Here is a 17,224-nt window from a genome sequence, read left to right as displayed (position 1 = left end):
TGCCCGATTCGCAACTTGGATCAATCCAGCGGAAAGAAACAGGAAAATTTATGCGTTCCGTCGCCCGCCAGTTCCGGTTCAACCTGCCGGCACTTGTCCTGGGCACGCCAGCAGCGCGGATTGAAGTGGCAGCCCTTCGGCGGATTGAGCGGCGACGGCAATTCACCCTGCAGGCGGATGCGGTTCTTTTCGCGATCCGGATCGGCGATCGGCGTCGCCGACAGAAGGGCCGCAGTATAGGGATGGCGCGGCCGGTTGAAGACCTCGTCCGCCGTGCCGGTTTCCACCGGACGTCCGAGATACATAACCATCACGTCGTCTGCGATGTGACGGACGACGGAAAGGCCATGCGAGATAAAGAGGTAGGCAAGGCCCATCTCCTTCTGCAGATCCATCAGCAAGTTCAGGACCTGCGCCTGGATCGACAGATCGAGTGCGGACACCGGCTCATCGAGCACCAGCACCTTCGGCCGCAGCATCAGGGCACGCGCGATGGCGATGCGCTGGCGCTGGCCGCCCGAGAACATATGCGGGTAACGATCATAGTGTTCCGGACGCAGACCGACGCGTGCCATCATCTCCTCCACCTTGCGGCGTCGGGTGGCGGCATCATCATCCGTGTTGATCTTCAGCGGCTCTTCCAGGATGGAGCCGACCTTCTGGCGAGGATTCAGCGAGCCATAAGGGTTCTGAAACACGATCTGCACGGCACTGCGCAGGCTGCGGTCGCCGAGCCTGGCGGGCTTGCCGTCTATCAGCAATTCGCCGGCCGTCGGATTTTCGATCATCGTCACGAGGCGAGCGAGCGTCGACTTACCGCAGCCGGATTCGCCGACGACAGCGAGCGTGCGGCCCGACTGCAGGCTGAAGCTGACGCCGTTCAGCGCCTTGACGGTCGCTTCCGGTTTGAAGGTGCCGCGCTTGACGGTGTAGAAGCGGGCGAGATCGCGCCCTTCGAGAACAGCGCCGGTCATGCGGCACCTCCTGCTTTTTGCGTGGCGACAATGCCGGGGTGGCCGAGTGGCTTGCCATGTTGCAGCGGATAATTGCATAGGGCTACGCCCAGTTCGGGCCCCTGGCGCCTCACGCCCTTGTCGCATTCCGGCGTTGCAAAGGAGCAGCGCGGCGCAAAGAGACAGCCCGTCGGTCGATCGTGCTGACCGGGAACGACGCCGGCAATCGACGGCAGACGCTCGCCGACTTCGGCGCGCTCCGGCAGAGCCGAAAGAAGGGCTGCCGTATAGGGATGGCGCGGATCGCGGAACAGTTCCTTGACCGGCTGCTCCTCGACCTTCTGGCCGGCATATTGCACCTGCACGCGCTCTGCCGTTTCGGCGACGACGCCCATGTCATGCGTGATGAGCACGAGCGCCATGCCCTGCTCCCGCTGAAGGCGCACGAGCAGGTCGAGGATCTGCGCCTGGATCGTCACGTCGAGCGCGGTCGTGGGTTCATCGGCAATCAGAAGCTTCGGATTGCAGGCGAGCGCCATGGCGATCATGACGCGCTGGCTCATGCCACCGGACATCTGATGCGGGAAGTTCGACAAGCGATCCGCAGGGGCTGGAATGCCGACGAGATTCAAGAGTTCGATCGAGCGTTCGCGGCGAGCCTTGCGGTCAAGGCCCATATGGATGCGGAGCGTCTCGCCGAGCTGGAAGCCGACCGTGAAGCACGGATTAAGGCTCGACATCGGCTCCTGGAAGATCATGGCCATGTCCTTGCCGATGATCTTGCGGCGCTGACGCGAGGAGATACCGCGCAGGTCCTTGCCGTCGAACATCATGCGGTCGGCGGTGATCTTCGCCGTCCAGGGCAGAAGGCCCATCATGGCAAGCATGGAGACCGACTTGCCGGAACCGGATTCGCCGACGATCGAGAGGATTTCTCCCTTGTCGCATGTCAGCGAGACGCCATCGACGGCCCGGAACAAGCCGGACGAGGTCTGGAATTCGACGGAGAGGTTTTCAATATCGAGGAGTGCCATTACGACCTCTTCAGCTTCGGGTCGAATGCATCGCGCAGGCCGTCGCCCATCAGATTGATGGCGAGCACCGTGATCAGGATGCAGAGACCGGGGAAAGTAACGAGCCAAGGGTTGCTCTGGAAGAATTCACGCGAATCCGCCAGCATCGTCCCCCATTCCGGCGTCGGCGGCTGAGCGCCTTGACCGAGAAAGCCGAGCGCGGCGGCATCGAGAATGGCGGAGGAGAATGCCAGCGTCGCCTGGACGATCAACGGTCCCAGACAGTTCGGCAGGATAGTCTTGAACATCAGCCGCAGCGGGCCGGCGCCGGCTACGCGGGAGGCGATGACATATTCCTTGTCGCGCTCGGCCATGACGGAAGCGCGGGTCAGACGAACGAAATGCGGCTGGTTGACGATGGAGATCGCGATCATCGCATTGGTCAGGCCCGGTCCGAGGATAGCCACCAGCACCAGGGCGAGCAGCAGGGAGGGGACCGCGAGGATGATGTCCATGATGCGCATGATAATCGTATCGACACGGCCACGCACATAGCCGGCGACGAGACCGATCAGGATGCCGGCGAGTGCAGAAAGCGAGGCAACGACGAGGCCGATGAACAGCGAGAAGCGTGTGCCATAGATGAGGCGCGACAGGAGATCACGGCCATTGGCATCGGTGCCGAGTAGGAAGCTGCTGTTGCCGCCCTCCGCCCAGGCGGGCGGCAGGCGCTGCATGTCGCTGCCATAGGCCACATCGGGATTATGCGGCGCCACGAGACCGGCGAAAATCGCCAGAAACAGGACGAAAAGGAAGATCGCAAGGCCGATGACGGCGCCCTTGTTGCGAGAGAAATAATACCAGAACTCCGCAAGAGCGGAAGGACGGTCGGATTTGACACTAACCGTTTTGACGCTAACCGTGCTCATGGGCCGCTCCTAGTGACGAATGCGTGGATTGACGAAGCCGTAGAGCAGGTCGACGACGAGATTGACGAGCATGACGATGCCGGCGATCAGCAACAGGCCACCCTGCACCACCGGATAATCGCGCTTGAAGACCGCATCTATCATCCATTTGCCGATACCCGGCCAGGAGAAGATGCTTTCCGTCAGGATGGCGCCGCCGAGCAGCACGCCGACCTGCAGGCCGATCGTAGTGACGACGGGGATCATCGCATTTCGCAATGCGTGCACGGAAACGACGCGCAGCGGCGAGAGGCCCTTGGAACGAGCCGTGCGCACATAATCCTCGCCGAGCACTTCGAGCATCGCCGAGCGCGTCTGGCGCGCGATCACGGCGAGCGGGATCGTGCCAAGCACGATGGTCGGCAGGATCAGCGAATTGAAAGCGGACCAGAAGGCGCCCTTCTGGCCGGACAGCAGGCTGTCGATCAGCATGAACCCGGTGATCGGCTTGAAGAAATAGATGAGTCCGATACGGCCCGAAACCGGCGTCCAGTGCAGATAGCCGTTGAAGACGATGATAAGCAGCAGGCCCCACCAGAAGATCGGCATGGAATAGCCGACGAGGGCGACGCCCATGACGCTCTGGTCGAACCATGTGCCCCGCTTCACGGCGGCGAAAACACCGGCTGGTATGCCAAGACAGATCGCGAGGATCATGGCACAGATCGACAGCTCGAGCGTGGCCGGGAAGAAGGTCAAAAAGTCGGTCAGCACGTCACGCTTTGTCGTGATCGAGGTGCCGAGATCGCCATGAAGGGCATTCCAGATATATCGGCCGTACTGCACGACCATCGGCTGGTCGTAGCCGAGATCGTGCGAGATCTGCGCATGACGCTCCGGCGACATGACGCGTTCGCCCGACAGCAGCATGACAGGATCGCCGGGAAGCAGGCGGATGAAAGAGAAGGCGACGATCGATACACCGAGGAATGTCGGGATCAGCACCGCTAGCCGGCTGAAAAGAAATCGCAACATGGCAGATGTCCAAATTTTTCCGGCGGTCAGACAGAGTGTCTGACCGCCGGTTCGCCCGATACTAGCCGGGCATTCTCACAGATTTTTCGTTATTCGGCGATATCGACGCCGTCGAAGCGATGAATACCGAGCGGATCCTGGAAGTAGCCCGTGACATTCTTCGTCATCGGCATGAAGACTTCCGAGTGATCGATCGTCATCCACGGTGCTTCGCGCTTGAAGACGACCTGAGCCTCTTCGTAGAGCTTCGTGCGCTCCTTGACGTCAGCCGTCTGCTTGGCCTTCTTCACCAGACCGTCGAATTCCTTGTTGCACCACTGTGCGCGGTTGTTGCCGCCAACGGCATCGCAGCCGAGCAGCGTGTCAAGGAAGTTGTCCGGGTCGCCGTTGTCGCCAGTCCAGCCGAGGATGGCCGCGCCATCGCGGTCCTTGGCGGAGGAGAGCTTCAGGTACTGCGCCCAGTCATAGGTGACGATCTCGACCTTGACGCCGATCTTGGCAAGGTCCGCCTGCATCAGCTCGGCAGCGCGACGGGCGTTCAGCATGTAGGGACGCGACACGGGCATCGCCCAGATCTTCATGCTGAGATCCTTGACGCCGGCCTTTTCGAGCAGCTTCTTGGCTTCTTCCGGATTGAATGCGTCGTCCTTGATGTCCTTGTTGTAGGACCACATGGTCGGCGGGATCGGGTTGGTCGCAACCTTGGCGGAGCCCTGGAAAACGGCATCGACGATGGCCTGCTTGTTGACAGCCATGTTGATGGCCTTGCGTACTTCGACCTTGTCGAACGGAGCAACCAGCGTGTTGTAGGCGAGATAGGAAACGTTCAGGCCAGCCTGATCGAGAACCTTGAGGTTCTTGTCGGCCTTCAGATCCTTGATATCAGCCGCATTCGGATACGGCATGATGTTGCACTCACCGGACTTCAGCTTCTGCGCACGAACGGAGGCGTCCGGCGTGATCGCGAAGACGAGATCGTCGATCTTTTCCTTGCCCTTGAAGTAGGTTTCGTTCGCCTTGTAGCGGATAACGGCATCCGGCTGATAGGCGACGAAGGTGAATGCGCCAGTGCCTAGCGGCTGCTGGTTCATCTGCTCCATCTTCTTGTCGGCCTGCAGCTTATCGGCATATTCCTTCGACAGGATCGAGGCAAAGTCCATAGCGAGGTCGGCGAGGAACGGAGCTTCCGGGCGGTCAAGGACGAACTTGACGGTGAGATCGTCAACCTTGTCGATCGACTTGATGAGCTTCGGGAAGCCCATGCCATCGGCATATTCGTAGGTACCGCCGGCGACATATTTTGCCCAGGGGCTGTCCGTGCCGAGCTGGCGGCTGATCGAGAAGATCACGTCATCGGCGTTGAGGTCACGCGTCGGCGTAAAGAAATCGGTGGTCTGGAACTTGACGCCCTTGCGGAGCTTGAAGGTGTATTCCTTGCCGTCCGGAGACACGGTCCAGCTTTCGGCAAGGCCCGGCTCGATTTCGGTGCTGCCATGCTTGAATTCGACAAGGCGGCTATAGACCGTGCGCGACGAGGCGTCGAAAGTATTGCCTCCGGTGTAGAGACCCGGGTCAAAACCTTCCGGCGAGCTTTCCGAGCAATAGACAAGCGTTTTTGACCAGGCGGACGTCGCCATGACCGAAGCCAAGGCTGTCACTGCCAGCAGGACAGAAATCTTTTTCATGATATCGTTTCCCAGATTGTTATTCTTTTGAAGCCGTGGACACCAGAGGTTCCCATCCGGATCGCGCCGATGGAACTTTATTTTAAGTTTGAAAGCAACAAGCGCCGCCTAAAATTTTTCCAATTTCTAGAGTTTGGAAATTTTTGAACGAAAAAACCTATGAATTGGTAATTTTCTGGCAAAAATTTGCATGCCTTTAGCAGATTCAGAACGATTTGCCGTTTTGCTCTTTCAATCCGCCAACCGCCTATTGCCCGGATAGGAGGCAATACAAGCGAAAATCCGCAGCTACCGGCGGTAACTGCGGACTGAAACATGTTCGAATTTCAGAGGACTGATCAGGCGGCCGGGGCTGCAACCACCGGCTTCTTCGCAATCGCCTTGTGATCTTTGTCGGTAAGGCCGAGGAGAAAGTTGATCTGCGGGCGAGCCTTGACAAGGTCGTCGATGGAATATTCGGTCAGAACGTCGAAGAAAGCATTGAGCGCCTTGCGCAACGCCGAGTTGAGGCCGCAGCTATCGACCAGTGGGCATTCCACCACGCCATCCTCGAAGCATTCCGCCATGGCGAAACTGTCTTCGGTAACACGGACGACATCGAACAGACTGATATCGGTCGCCGGCTTGCCAAGGCGCACGCCGCCATTGCGGCCACGCACCGTTTCGACAAGGCCAGCCTTGGTCAAGGGCTGCAGAATCTTAAAGAGAAACAGCTCAGATACGCTGTATGCCCTGGCGATTTCCGGAATTCGGCTCAGATGGCCTTCATTAGCGGCGCAATACATCAGCATGCGCACTGCGTAATTGGTCTGCTTGGTCAAACGCATGCCGATCTCCTGGAATCGAGGCTGCTTAGGGGCTGGCCCCGTATATAGTGGCTTTCTTAGTTTTGAACAATTCCAAAATATGAAATTCATATTCAGCTTATTTAGAAAGCCTGAGCTCCTCACCCCTTCGGCTTCGTCCCCTTCTCCTTCAGCTCACTGGCATAATCAAGGATCGCCTGCTTGCGCTCGGGCGTCCCCGGATGGGTTGAGAGCATGCTGGCGCTGCTATGATCGCCAAGTTTCGTTTCAAGGATATCGAAGAACCGTGAGAGTGCCGTCGGATCCATGCCCGCCGCCTGCATCAACTCGACAGAGCGGCGATCGGCCTGTGCCTCCGCCTCGCGGGAATAGGAAAGCGCAAGTAGGCCGCCGCCTTGCGTCAATAGGTCCTGAATGCCGGAACCGACGTCACCAGCTATCAGAAGCACGAGACCCGCAACACCCGCGGCACGGTAAAGCTGACGCAGGCTGTGCCTGTATTCGACGTGACCCATCTCGTGACCAAGCACAGCTGCAATCAGTTCCTTATCACCGCCGGCGAGTTCGACCAATTGGTCAGTCAGAACGAGGTTTCCGTCCGGCAGCGCGAAGGCGTTCGGACCGATGAGGCCGCCATCGCGGAAATTCAGATGGTAACGGCCGGCACCACCTTCCGCATTTGCAGCTATCGTGGCGAAATCATTGCGAATTTCCGTCTGCTGTGCCGCCGGCAGCTTGCTGGGGCCGAAGGTCACCTGGTCCAATGTCTTCAGCGTCCCTGCCGACATCATCTCCGGCACCACGGGCGGCGTCGCCAGCACCGCAATCTCCACCAAGATCGGCAGGGCATAGCGATAGATGGCCGAAGCAAGGACGATCGTCGCAAGAGCAAAGGCGATCAGACGGGGACGAACGATCTCAAGTCCATGAACGAAACCACTGCGTCCCTCGCCGCGGCTTCGCAGGTAAGCATCGATGGCGTCATTATCGCAGGTTTCAAAAACCGATTCATTTCCGAACACAATGCGACGCGGGATGGAGCCGACGCGCGGGCTGACCTCGATATCCGAGCGGATACCCCAGGCAAGCCGCTTGTCTTCCTCATCCTCTTCAGACGAGAGCACCATGAGAGACCCGCCGATATCCATCAGCCGGGACGGAACCTCCCGGCTGGAATGCGGCGGATGCCAGACACCCGTCGCGATCGTCTGCGGATCAGAAGCCAAAGTCGAATCCATCGACATCGAGATATTCCGCGCTGATCGCGTTGCCGGTCGAGCGGATCTGGTCGAACACGACGCCGATTTCGCCATCGATACTGATCGCCGTATGCTCTGCCAAGAAGCGCTGCATGCGCACCGCCGCCCACGGGCGCATCAATCCGAGAGTTACCAAGGTGACGACGACATTGGAAATCGCAATCCACGCATAGCGCCGGCGACCAAGATCGCTTCTGAGCTCATGACGATGATCGACCGTTGCGGCCGACCAGACGATGTTGCGCACCGTCGCGCGGTAATAAAGACCAGCGAATAGGTAAATCGGGAAAATAAGCACAATCATCCAATGCCACAGGCTGAGGCTGCCCATTCCCGGTCCCATCGAGTTGCTGCTGAAACCGATCGCGAAAGCGCTTACAACTCCCAATATCACGATGCTTACGATCATAATCGCGATTACGGTGACGAGGGCCTCGTAGAGCGCGCCCAATCGCGGCTCGGTCGAGAACGGCCGATCGCCATAGCGCAGATTGTCGAAGATATATTTATAGAACCATCGGCTTGCGATCGGGGACAGTAGCCCAAACGATACAATCGTTACTAGGGCGCCGAGGAAGATTGCTTTGAATGCACCGCCATAGGTCCCAACGAAATCGAAGCGCACATTGCGATAGCTCGTAACCCGCGCATTGAACCGAAGGCCGCGCATGAGGAACCATGGGAATACCACCAGCAAGACGGGCCAGATCACCAAAACCGCCAGCGGCGCAATATGCGAAAGTACATTCAACACCAAGAAAACGCCGAATACGATCAGCCGGCCGATCAATATCTGCTTACCCTTGGCATGATATTCGAAACTGTGGTCCAGAATGACCGTATTCCCATAGAAATACCGGTTCCGGCGGACCTTTGCCCAGGCCGAATAAATACCCAGCGTAACAATCGTCAGCAGAATATTGACGATCCAGATGCCGAAATATTCCGAAGCGTTGCCTGTGAAGGAAGCTCTTTGGAAAAAAGGGCTTCCGCCCAGCGGATAATCTTGCTCAACAACTGCCATGCTATGTTCCCCTACCCCACAAGAGGACGAGCGTTCCCACCGGCACTCCAAGTAAGCACCAGACGTTGGGCGACGTGTTGCGCGGCACGTCACTCGCCTTAACATTGCATTTGAGATCAGGAAAACGACCGCCGATCAACGGAAAAATACAGGCTTACCGCACTTGAGGCGCGAACGGGCAATTTGCAGCAAGACTGCAACCTTAATGCCACAACGGCTCCAACTCACTTATGGCACGGAAATCCATACCGCCATTTCGCAGCCGCCCGGCTCGCGGAAATGGAAGCGACGTCCACCAGGAAAATCGAAAGCCGGGCGGGTGATGACGCCGCCGGCGAATTCGACGGCACGTTGAGCAGCTTCCAGATCGGTGGTGCGCACGACGGGCAAAGGCGTGCCGGCCGCCTCCCCCGCGTCCCCGTCTATGCCGGCATCTATTCCGGCTGCCTCGATGACATGGTAAGTCGGTCCATAGCTGACAAAGCTCCAGTCGAAGGCTTCTTCGAAGAAGCGGCGGGTCTTCAGGCCGTCTTTCGACGGAAATTCGAGATAGTCGATCTGATAGGTCACGGCCATCGCGCGGCCCTCCCGTTGTTCTTGTTTTGTTCTAAATGAAAACAGCGGCCCTGACAAGATGACTCCATCGAAAACAAACGCAATAAAAAAGCCGCCGTCCGAAAAAATTCCGGACGACGGCTGATGGAAGCCAATGATTGCGGTGCTTATTTCATCGTCGGCATGACGAATTCGGCGCCATCCTTGATACCGGACGGCCAGCGCGCGGTGATCGTCTTCGTGCGCGTCCAGAACTTGATCGAGTCCGTGCCGTGCTGGTTGAGGTCACCGAAGCTCGAAGCCTTCCAGCCGCCGAAGGAGTGGTAGGCAAGCGGAACCGGGATCGGAACGTTGACGCCGATCATGCCGATATTGATGCGCGAAGCGAAATCGCGAGCCGCATCGCCGTCACGGGTGTAGATGGCGACGCCGTTGCCGTATTCGTGCTTCATCGGCAGGTCGAGGGCATCCTCGTAGTTCTTGGCGCGAACGACCGACAGAACCGGCCCGAAGATCTCGGTCTTGTAGATGTCCATCTCCGGCTTGACGTGGTCGAACAACGTGCCGCCGACGAAATAGCCGTCTTCATAACCCTGCAGCTTGAAGCCGCGGCCGTCGACGACCAGCTTGGCGCCTTCTTCGACGCCACGGTCGATCAGGCCGTTGACGCGGTTATAGGCATCCTTGGTGACCAGCGGGCCCATGTCGGCCTTCTCATCGGTATAGGGGCCGATGCGCAGGGATTCGATCTTCGGAACCAGCTTCTCGACGAGACGGTTGGCCGTCTCCTCGCCGACCGGAACCGCGACCGACACCGCCATGCAACGCTCGCCGGCAGAGCCGTAGCCGGCGCCCATCAGGGCATTGACGGCCTGGTCCATATCGGCGTCGGGCATAATGATCATGTGGTTCTTGGCGCCGCCGAAGCACTGTGCGCGCTTGCCGTTCATGGCGGCCGTGCCATAGACGTAGCGGGCAATCGGCGTGGAGCCGACGAAGGAAACGGCAGCGATATCCGGATCCGTCAGGATGGCATCGACGGCAGCCTTGTCGCCATTGACCACGTTGAGGATGCCTGCCGGCAGGCCGGCTTCGATCATCAGTTCAGCAAGGCGGATCGGCAGGGACGGATCGCGCTCTGACGGCTTCAGGATGAAGGCGTTGCCGCACGCGATCGCCGGCGCGAACATCCACATCGGGATCATGCCTGGGAAGTTGAACGGCGTGATGCCGGCGCCGATACCGACCGGCTGGCGGATGGAGTACATGTCGATAGCCGGGCCGGCGCCTTCGGTGAACTCACCCTTTTGCAGATGCGGAATGCCGCAGACAAATTCGCAGACTTCGAGGCCGCGGATGATATCGCCCTTGGAATCCTCGACCGTCTTGCCGTGCTCCGAAGAAAGCAGGGTCGCCAGCTCATCCATGTTCTGGTTCAGCAGTTCGACGAACTTGAAGAAAACGCGGGCGCGGCGCTGCGGGTTGGTGGCGGCCCATTTCGGCTGCGCAGCCTTGGCATTTTCGACGGCTGCGCGCAGTTCGTCAACGTTCGCGAGCGCGACGGTTGCCTGCACTTCGCCGGTTGCCGGGTTATAGACGTTGCTCGTGCGTCCGCTCGTGCCGGCGACGTGCTTGCCGCCGATGAAATGACCGATCTCACGCATGGATGTGCCTCCTCGTTTTCTTGGATGCTGACAGGATGGCACTTCAATTTGCACAAATCAATGAGCTGTTATAAGCAACCGTTGTGCAAAAATTAAAGTCCGAAAGCATGTCGCGTAAAAGTGTATAGCGGTTTTTGCGATAACGACATGCGCGAGACCAAAGGCCGAACGCGCAAAAGGATGTGTGCTGATGGATTGGGATGACGTCCGCATGTTTTTGGCTGTGGCGCGCACGGGCCAGATCCTGGCTGCTTCGAAACGGCTGGGCGTCAACCACGCCACCCTCTCCCGCCGCGTGACGACGCTGGAGGAACGGCTGAAGACGCGGCTGCTGGTGCGCCGCACCAATGGCTGCGACCTGACGGCGGAAGGCGAAATCTTCCTTCACGCGGCAGAGCGCATGGAAACTGAGATGCTGCGCGCGCAGGCAAGCGTCGGTCACCTCGACAGCGCGATCACAGGGACCGTGCGCATCGGCGCGCCCGACGGCTTCGGGGTTTCTTTCCTCGCGCCGCGGCTCGGGCGGCTGATCGCCCACTATCCGGAGCTGCGCATTCAGCTCGTGCCCGTTCCCCGCTCCTTCTCGCTGTCGCAGCGCGAGGCCGATATCGCCATCACGCTGGAACGGCCGGAGCAAGGACGTTTGGTCTCATCGAAACTGACGGATTACACGCTCGGGCTCTATGCCTCGAAAGGCTATCTCGAGCAGGCAGGATTGCCCGACAGCGTCGAGGCGCTGAAGCTGCATCCGCGCGTCGGCTATGTCGAAGACCTGATCTTTACGGCATCGCTCAATTTTTCCGGCGAGATCATGCGCAGCTGGGACGCCTCTTTCGAGATCTCCACGGCCATCGGCCAGACGGAAGCTGTGCGCTCCGGCGCAGGCGTCGGCATTCTGCATGATTATATTGCCCGACAGTTTCCGGAGCTGACCCGTATTCTGCGGGATGTCTCCATCAAGCGTGCCTACTGGACGACCTATCATGAAAGCGCCCGCGATCTCGTGCGTGTGCGCACTGTCGCGGACTTTTTGCAGGAGCTGGTCAGCGAGGAGCGGCGGATCTTCCTGTAAATAACGCCGATGGAGGCGCCTCCGGCTCGGAGGCAATGGTCACGGCATCAAGCTGCGCCACCATGATGGGGCATGCGGCGGTTGAGCCTCCGCATGCTTCGGCGGCCCCTCGTTTTCGTCGGGGTTGGGCACGGGATCTTCATCCGGCAACCTGTCCGGCTCCGGCTCTCCGATCGGCGGCTTCGGCGCCCAGCCTGGCTCCGGCATCGGAGGCGTATCGGGAATAGGCTCGTTCGGTACAGACATGCCCGCTCCTTTCGTCTGCTTGCCGATATGGACACAACGATGAGCGATGCCGACGGTTCCAAGATAATTTGGGCATGCGGGCAGCGTTTGCGATAGAGACGCGGTTCGCCACCCTCACGCCTTGCTTCTGGACAAAGGCCGGGTGAAGCTTAGTATTTTCGCGGAGAGATCAGGAGCCAGGACGATGAGCGACAAGAAGCAGCAGAAACTGGACGAGAAAGAACACAAGGAACAGGACGATTATCTGGAGGAAGCGCTGGAGGAGACTTTTCCGGCAAGCGATCCGATATCGCCCGGCCATGTCTCGAAGAAGCCTGAAGAAAAGAAGTAGGCCCGCGAGGCCAAAGGCGTCGGCATCTTCTACGAACGAACCGGGGAGAAAATGGTACGGTTGGGGGGTCTCGAACCTCCGACCTCAGGTGCCACAAACCTGCGCTCTAACCAACTGAGCTACAACCGCACTTGCTCGCGTCGCCGCGAACGGGGGTGACATACGAGGACTTTGAAATTATTTCAAGTCCTATCTCCCCGCAATATGAAAAAGCTTTGCAGATATCCAAATGATGATGCGCAGCCAGATACCGGCCAGGCCGGCTTCTGCTGTAAACGAAAAGTCCCGCCCCAGGCTTTCACCTGGGAACGGGACATTCGTGCCTTGGGAGGCTTGTCGGAAATGATTAGGCCTTGAAGGAGGCCATTGCCTTTTCAGCGGCGTCCTTGGCGGGCTTTGCCAGCTTTTCAGCAACCTTCTTGGTGGTGTCCTGAATAGACTTGGCCTGCTCGACGGTAACTTCGGCCTGCTTGCGGATGAAAGCGGTCTGAAGCTCGAAGAGTTCCGCCGCTGACTTGACGCGAAGCAGGGCTTCCATGTGAGCCAGCGAGCTTTCAGCATTGGTGCGCAGAACGTCGATAGCCTTGAGGCCGATTTCTACGGACCCAGCCTGTGCAGTCTGAACGGTTGCTTCAACCGTCTTGCCTGCCTCTTCGGTGGCGGCCTTCAGCTTTGCAAAGGCTTCCTTGGACTGGGCAGCGCCCTTTTCCGCGAAGTCGCGGAAGGATTCGGAGAACTTGGACGGGTCGAATGCCGCCGTTGAAAAAACGTCGTCTTTCTTTACAGTAGCCATGATTATGCTCCTAAAAGGGCCTCCCTGCGGGGGCCGCCGTGAACCTGTGTGAGGAGTATATAATATAAATTATTGTGCAGTGCAACATAATTGTGCGCCGCACAAGGCGTTAACCTTTCCGGCCGAAAAATGGACCGTTCGCTGGACCGAAAAGCGGGGTGCCGTTATTAATAAACCGTTAAATCACGAGAGGCGGTTACGCCCGCAAAACAGGTTGGAAAATGCCCGCAATTCAATATCCGTTCATTGACATTGCCGTGCATCCGCGCGTTCGGGAGCGTTTCGCGCGCGGTGAAGCCATGGTCATGTTCTCGACCGGCATGGATCGCGTGCTATGGGCAAACGCCGCCGGCGCCAACCTTTTCGGCTATAACATCATTTACGATTTCATCGAGCAGGGCCCGAAGTCCGGCGACATCTCGTTTCGCCAGATCGAGGCGACCGCGCGTGGCCTCGGTGCGGTGGGCGACCAGCGCACATTTCTGATCCGCATGGCTTCGGGCTTCCAGCGGGCCGTCGTCAATGCGGCTGTCGAACTCATCCGCATCCAGGCCGGCGAAGAAGCGGTGCTGTTCTCCTCTCCGGTTTCCTCAAAGCCGCTCACATCAGCCGAATGCGCCAAGCGCATGATCGATGGGTTCGACGATCCAGATACCCATATGGCCGTCATCGGCCGCGATGGCGAAATCGTTACCGCCTCAGCCGGCTTCAGGACGCTTGGCGTAACGCCGCAGACCGCGCGGATGATGACGACCATGGCCGGCGCACAGCCGGATCGGCTGATCAAGCGACCGATCCCGACCGGGCGTGGTTATCTGCCCGCCGCCATCGGCAAGCTTTCCGAAATCCCGGCGCTGCACCTGCTGTTCGTCGTCGAAACGGTGCTTGGCCATCTCGACCCGACGGAAAGTCTTGCCGACGAAGCCCGCCCCGCTGCGGCCAGCGAACCGCAGGCGGAGGAAGTCCGCAAGGAGCTTGAGGCAGCAGTGCCGGACGAAGAACAATCCCTCGCTCCGAATGCACCCTTCGGCGACGTCATCGATGCGGTGGCCGGCATTGAGGAGCTGGACGAAACCCCGGAATATCGGGAGGACGAACAAGCGGAGGCGGTCTCGGCCTCCGGAAGCTCGATCGAAGCCGGAACGGAAGCGGCTGCCAATGCGGATATCGCGACCGACGCAATGGCCGAGACCGAAGCTCACGCCGATGAGCATCAGCCGGAAACCGTGAGGGATGGCGGAGACAATGCTGCCGCAGAGGCGACGGCAGCTGCAGAGCCGTCTTCGCGAGAAGCCCATGCAGATACCGAAAACACGCCCGCACAAGGTTTCAATTTCAAGCGCAACGGACGCGCCACTCGTTTCGTCTGGAAGATCGATGCCGCCGGTAATTTCAGCGAGGTTTCGCGCGAATTTGCCGATGCGGTGGGGCCGCATGCCGCCCAGATAGCCGGCACGGCGTTTGCCGATGTGGCCCGCCGTTTCAATCTCGATCCGGACGGCAAGATCGCGGAACTATTGGCGCGGCGCGACACATGGTCCGGACGCACGATCTACTGGCCGGTGGAAGGGACGAGCCTGACCGTGCCGGTCGACCTTGCCGCCCTGCCGACCTATACGCGCAGCCGCGAATTCGATGGCTTCAGGGGCTTTGGCGTCGTCCGTCTGGCGGATGCCGTCGAAGATCCGATGAAACGCGGGATGGCTCTCGGCACGCAGGCGGCTGACGACGCCGCGACAGATGCCGAAACTCCCCCGGAAGCAGAGGCGGTATCGAACGAGCACCTCGCCCCCGAAGTTGAATCCCCTCCGGCGACAGAAGAACTAGAGAGCTCCGCTCAGGATAGCGCAGACACCGACCCGGTTCCCACTTACGAACCGCCCGCCCTGCGAATTTCCGACACGCCGAACCGTCGCGAGTCGGACAAGATCGTTCGCCTGCATGAGCGCCGGACATTGACGCAGACCGGCCTTTCACTCAGCGAACAGGCAGCCTTCCGCGAAATAGCGCGACAGCTTGAACCTTTGGGCAAACGCGCGGAACCGTCTGGGGAGCAGCCTGGTGACGAACGGCATGAGGACGGTGCCGACACCCCGCCGCAACCGAATGCGGCAGACGAAATCCTTTCCGAGACCTCCGAAACGGGCGATGAAAATGGCCACGTCGACGACCAGCAGTCGGCTATACCAGGTGCAGAAGAAAAAGCATCGCCGCCGGTCGTGACGTTCATTGAAGCGACGGATGATGATGGCCCGAAAACGGCTGACGAGGCCACCACCGAAGTTGCGCCGGCATCAGCCGAGCCAGAGGAGGATTTCGACCCCCTCGATGTCCTGAACAACGCCATTCCGTCACGCGTGAAGATGCGCACAGGCCTGTCGTCCGACATCGTCGACCAGCTGCCGCTCGCGATCCTCATCCACGCCGGTGACCGGCTGATCCACGGCAATCCTGAATTCCTGCGGCTCACCGGCTATGAGAACCTGACGGATCTCGAGCAGGTCGGCGGGCTGGATGCGCTGCTGCAGCGCAACGATCTGGAAGGCAAGACCGAGCAGCCCGGCGCGATGATGGTCGTGCGCGCCGACGATGCGCTCGTGCCTGTGACGGCCCGCCTGCAGTCGATCCGGTGGGAAGACGGCACAGCCTTGATGCTGGCGTTGATGCCGGTGGAAAGAAGCGAGCCGCCGGCACCGCCGCAGCCAATTTCTGAAGAAGCCCGCCCCGAGCGCATCCTCGAAAAGGTCGCCAAGTTGCAGGTGGAGATCGAGGAGCTGCGCTCGACGCTGGAGACGGCGACGGATGGCGTGATCATCATCGGCCAGGAGGGCGAAATACGCTCGATGAACCGCTCCGCGAGCGCGCTGTTCAACTATGACGACCAGGAAACCCGCGGCAAACCCTTCGTCATGCTTTTTGCGCATGAAAGCCAGAAGGCGGTGCTCGATTATCTTAGCGGCCTTTCAGGCCATGGCGTCGCCAGCGTGCTGAACGACGGTCGCGAGGTGATCGGACGCGAGGCGTCCGGCGGCTTCGTGCCCCTGTTCATGACCATGGGCCGGCTAAACTCGTCGAACGGCTATTGCGCCGTCATCCGCGACATCACGCAATGGAAACGCACCGAAGAAGAGTTGCGCAATGCCAAGCGTGCCGCCGAAACCGCCAATGCCCACAAGACGGATTTCCTTGCCCGAGTGAGCCATGAAATCCGCACGCCGCTCAACGCCATCATCGGCTTTTCCGACATGATGGCCGGCGAGCGCTTCGGGCCGATCGGTCACTCACGCTACATCGAATATGCGACCGATATCGGCCGCTCCGGCCGCCACGTGCTCGACATCGTGAACGACCTTCTCGATATCTCGAAGATCGAAGCCGGCGAGATGGATCTGGATTTCGCTTCGGTCGGCCTGAACGAAGCGATTACCGAAGCAGTGTCGCTGGTGCAGCCGCAGGCCAACAGCCAGCGCGTTATCATCCGCACCGCTCTGTCGCAAGCCGTGCCGAATGTCGTCGCCGACCTTCGCTCGATCAAGCAGATTGCGCTGAACATCCTTTCGAACGCCATCCGCTTCACGCCATCGGGCGGCCAGATCGTCGTGTCGACTGCGTATGAGGGCAATGGCAGCGTCGTCCTGCGCATCCGCGATACCGGCGTCGGCATGACACGCTCGGAGCTGGAGCAGGCGATGAAGCCCTTCCGGCAGGTGTCCACCAATTCCCGCAAGCGCGGCGATGGCACGGGCCTGGGACTGCCTCTGACCAAGGCGATGGTCGACGCCAACCGCGCCACTTTCTCGATCAACTCGGCTCCGAACGAAGGTACGCTGGTTGAGATCACCTTCCCCTCGCCACGAGTATTGGCGAATTGAGATGATCT

15 protein-coding genes and 1 tRNA gene are annotated in these 17,224 nt (G+C 59.6%); 3 read left to right on the top strand and 13 right to left on the bottom strand.

Going from position 1 to position 17,224, the window contains the following annotated elements; all coding sequences use genetic code 11:
- Positions 1-20: 20 nt before the first annotated feature.
- The 10 genes from ACK83U_RS01830 to ACK83U_RS01785 all read right to left on the bottom strand — a co-directional run bounded on the left by ACK83U_RS01830 (position 21) and on the right by ACK83U_RS01785 (position 10,902).
- Positions 21-974 (bottom strand): peptide ABC transporter ATP-binding protein, encoded by a 954-nt coding sequence (locus ACK83U_RS01830; RefSeq protein WP_112398718.1) that lies wholly within the window; start codon positions 972-974, stop codon positions 21-23.
- Entirely contained in the window at positions 971-1,987 is a 1,017-nt protein-coding gene (locus ACK83U_RS01825; protein ID WP_112608265.1) for an ABC transporter ATP-binding protein, read from the bottom strand. The genes ACK83U_RS01830 and ACK83U_RS01825 overlap by 4 nt, the downstream gene beginning before the upstream one ends.
- A complete protein-coding gene (locus ACK83U_RS01820; protein ID WP_015338876.1) occupies positions 1,987-2,895 on the bottom strand; it encodes an ABC transporter permease subunit in 909 nt (302 codons plus the stop codon). The genes ACK83U_RS01825 and ACK83U_RS01820 overlap by 1 nt, the downstream gene beginning before the upstream one ends.
- 9 nt (positions 2,896-2,904) lie before the next feature.
- Positions 2,905-3,909: an ABC transporter permease subunit gene (locus ACK83U_RS01815; protein WP_112608267.1), complete on the bottom strand. Its 1,005-nt coding sequence runs from the start codon at positions 3,907-3,909 to the stop codon at positions 2,905-2,907.
- A gap of 89 nt (positions 3,910-3,998) precedes the next feature.
- On the bottom strand, positions 3,999-5,594 hold the full coding sequence (locus ACK83U_RS01810) for an ABC transporter substrate-binding protein (RefSeq protein ID WP_112398716.1): 1,596 nt from the start codon (positions 5,592-5,594) through the stop codon (positions 3,999-4,001).
- 338 nt (positions 5,595-5,932) lie between these two features.
- Positions 5,933-6,421 (bottom strand): iron-responsive transcriptional regulator RirA, encoded by a 489-nt coding sequence (gene rirA / locus ACK83U_RS01805; RefSeq protein ID WP_015338873.1) that lies wholly within the window; start codon positions 6,419-6,421, stop codon positions 5,933-5,935.
- A gap of 119 nt (positions 6,422-6,540) precedes the next feature.
- Positions 6,541-7,644 (bottom strand): M48 family metallopeptidase, encoded by a 1,104-nt coding sequence (locus ACK83U_RS01800; protein WP_112608269.1) that lies wholly within the window; start codon positions 7,642-7,644, stop codon positions 6,541-6,543.
- The gene (locus ACK83U_RS01795; protein ID WP_112608271.1) at positions 7,616-8,683 is read right to left on the bottom strand and encodes a YjgN family protein; all 1,068 of its coding nucleotides are present in this window, start codon (positions 8,681-8,683) and stop codon (positions 7,616-7,618) included. Before ACK83U_RS01795 ends, ACK83U_RS01800 begins: the two co-directional genes overlap by 29 nt.
- 228 nt (positions 8,684-8,911) lie before the next feature.
- Positions 8,912-9,259, bottom strand: a complete 348-nt coding sequence (locus ACK83U_RS01790; protein ID WP_015338872.1) for a VOC family protein — start codon at positions 9,257-9,259, stop codon at positions 8,912-8,914.
- Positions 9,260-9,405: 146 nt separating this feature from the next.
- Positions 9,406-10,902, bottom strand: coding sequence for a CoA-acylating methylmalonate-semialdehyde dehydrogenase (locus tag ACK83U_RS01785; protein WP_112608273.1), 1,497 nt, complete (start codon positions 10,900-10,902; stop codon positions 9,406-9,408).
- Between the two features lie 190 nt (positions 10,903-11,092).
- Between ACK83U_RS01785 and ACK83U_RS01780 the strand changes: the two genes are divergently transcribed.
- Positions 11,093-11,974, top strand: coding sequence for a LysR family transcriptional regulator (locus tag ACK83U_RS01780; protein WP_112608275.1), 882 nt, complete (start codon positions 11,093-11,095; stop codon positions 11,972-11,974).
- Positions 11,975-12,013: 39 nt separating this feature from the next.
- Here the strand turns inward: ACK83U_RS01780 and ACK83U_RS01775 are convergent, their stop codons facing one another.
- Entirely contained in the window at positions 12,014-12,220 is a 207-nt protein-coding gene (locus ACK83U_RS01775; RefSeq protein ID WP_112608277.1) for a hypothetical protein, read from the bottom strand.
- 184 nt (positions 12,221-12,404) lie between these two features.
- Between ACK83U_RS01775 and ACK83U_RS01770 the strand changes: the two genes are divergently transcribed.
- Positions 12,405-12,551, top strand: coding sequence for a hypothetical protein (locus ACK83U_RS01770; protein ID WP_412474769.1), 147 nt, complete (start codon positions 12,405-12,407; stop codon positions 12,549-12,551).
- Between the two features lie 52 nt (positions 12,552-12,603).
- On the opposite strand, the gene ACK83U_RS01765 is transcribed toward ACK83U_RS01770, so the two are convergent.
- Positions 12,604-12,680: transfer RNA gene (locus tag ACK83U_RS01765), tRNA-His, on the bottom strand.
- 217 nt (positions 12,681-12,897) lie between these two features.
- Positions 12,898-13,344 (bottom strand): phasin, encoded by a 447-nt coding sequence (locus ACK83U_RS01760; protein ID WP_015338867.1) that lies wholly within the window; start codon positions 13,342-13,344, stop codon positions 12,898-12,900.
- Positions 13,345-13,565: 221 nt separating this feature from the next.
- Between ACK83U_RS01760 and ACK83U_RS01755 the strand changes: the two genes are divergently transcribed.
- Positions 13,566-17,216, top strand: a complete 3,651-nt coding sequence (locus ACK83U_RS01755) for an ATP-binding protein (RefSeq protein ID WP_112608279.1) — start codon at positions 13,566-13,568, stop codon at positions 17,214-17,216.
- Positions 17,217-17,224: the final 8 nt, after the last annotated feature.

This window comes from Rhizobium sp. WW22 (assembly GCF_047041135.1).
Lineage (GTDB): Bacteria > Pseudomonadota > Alphaproteobacteria > Rhizobiales > Rhizobiaceae > Rhizobium.
Note: the sequence above shows the minus strand (reverse complement) of the source record. Positions and strands in the feature narration are given on the sequence as shown.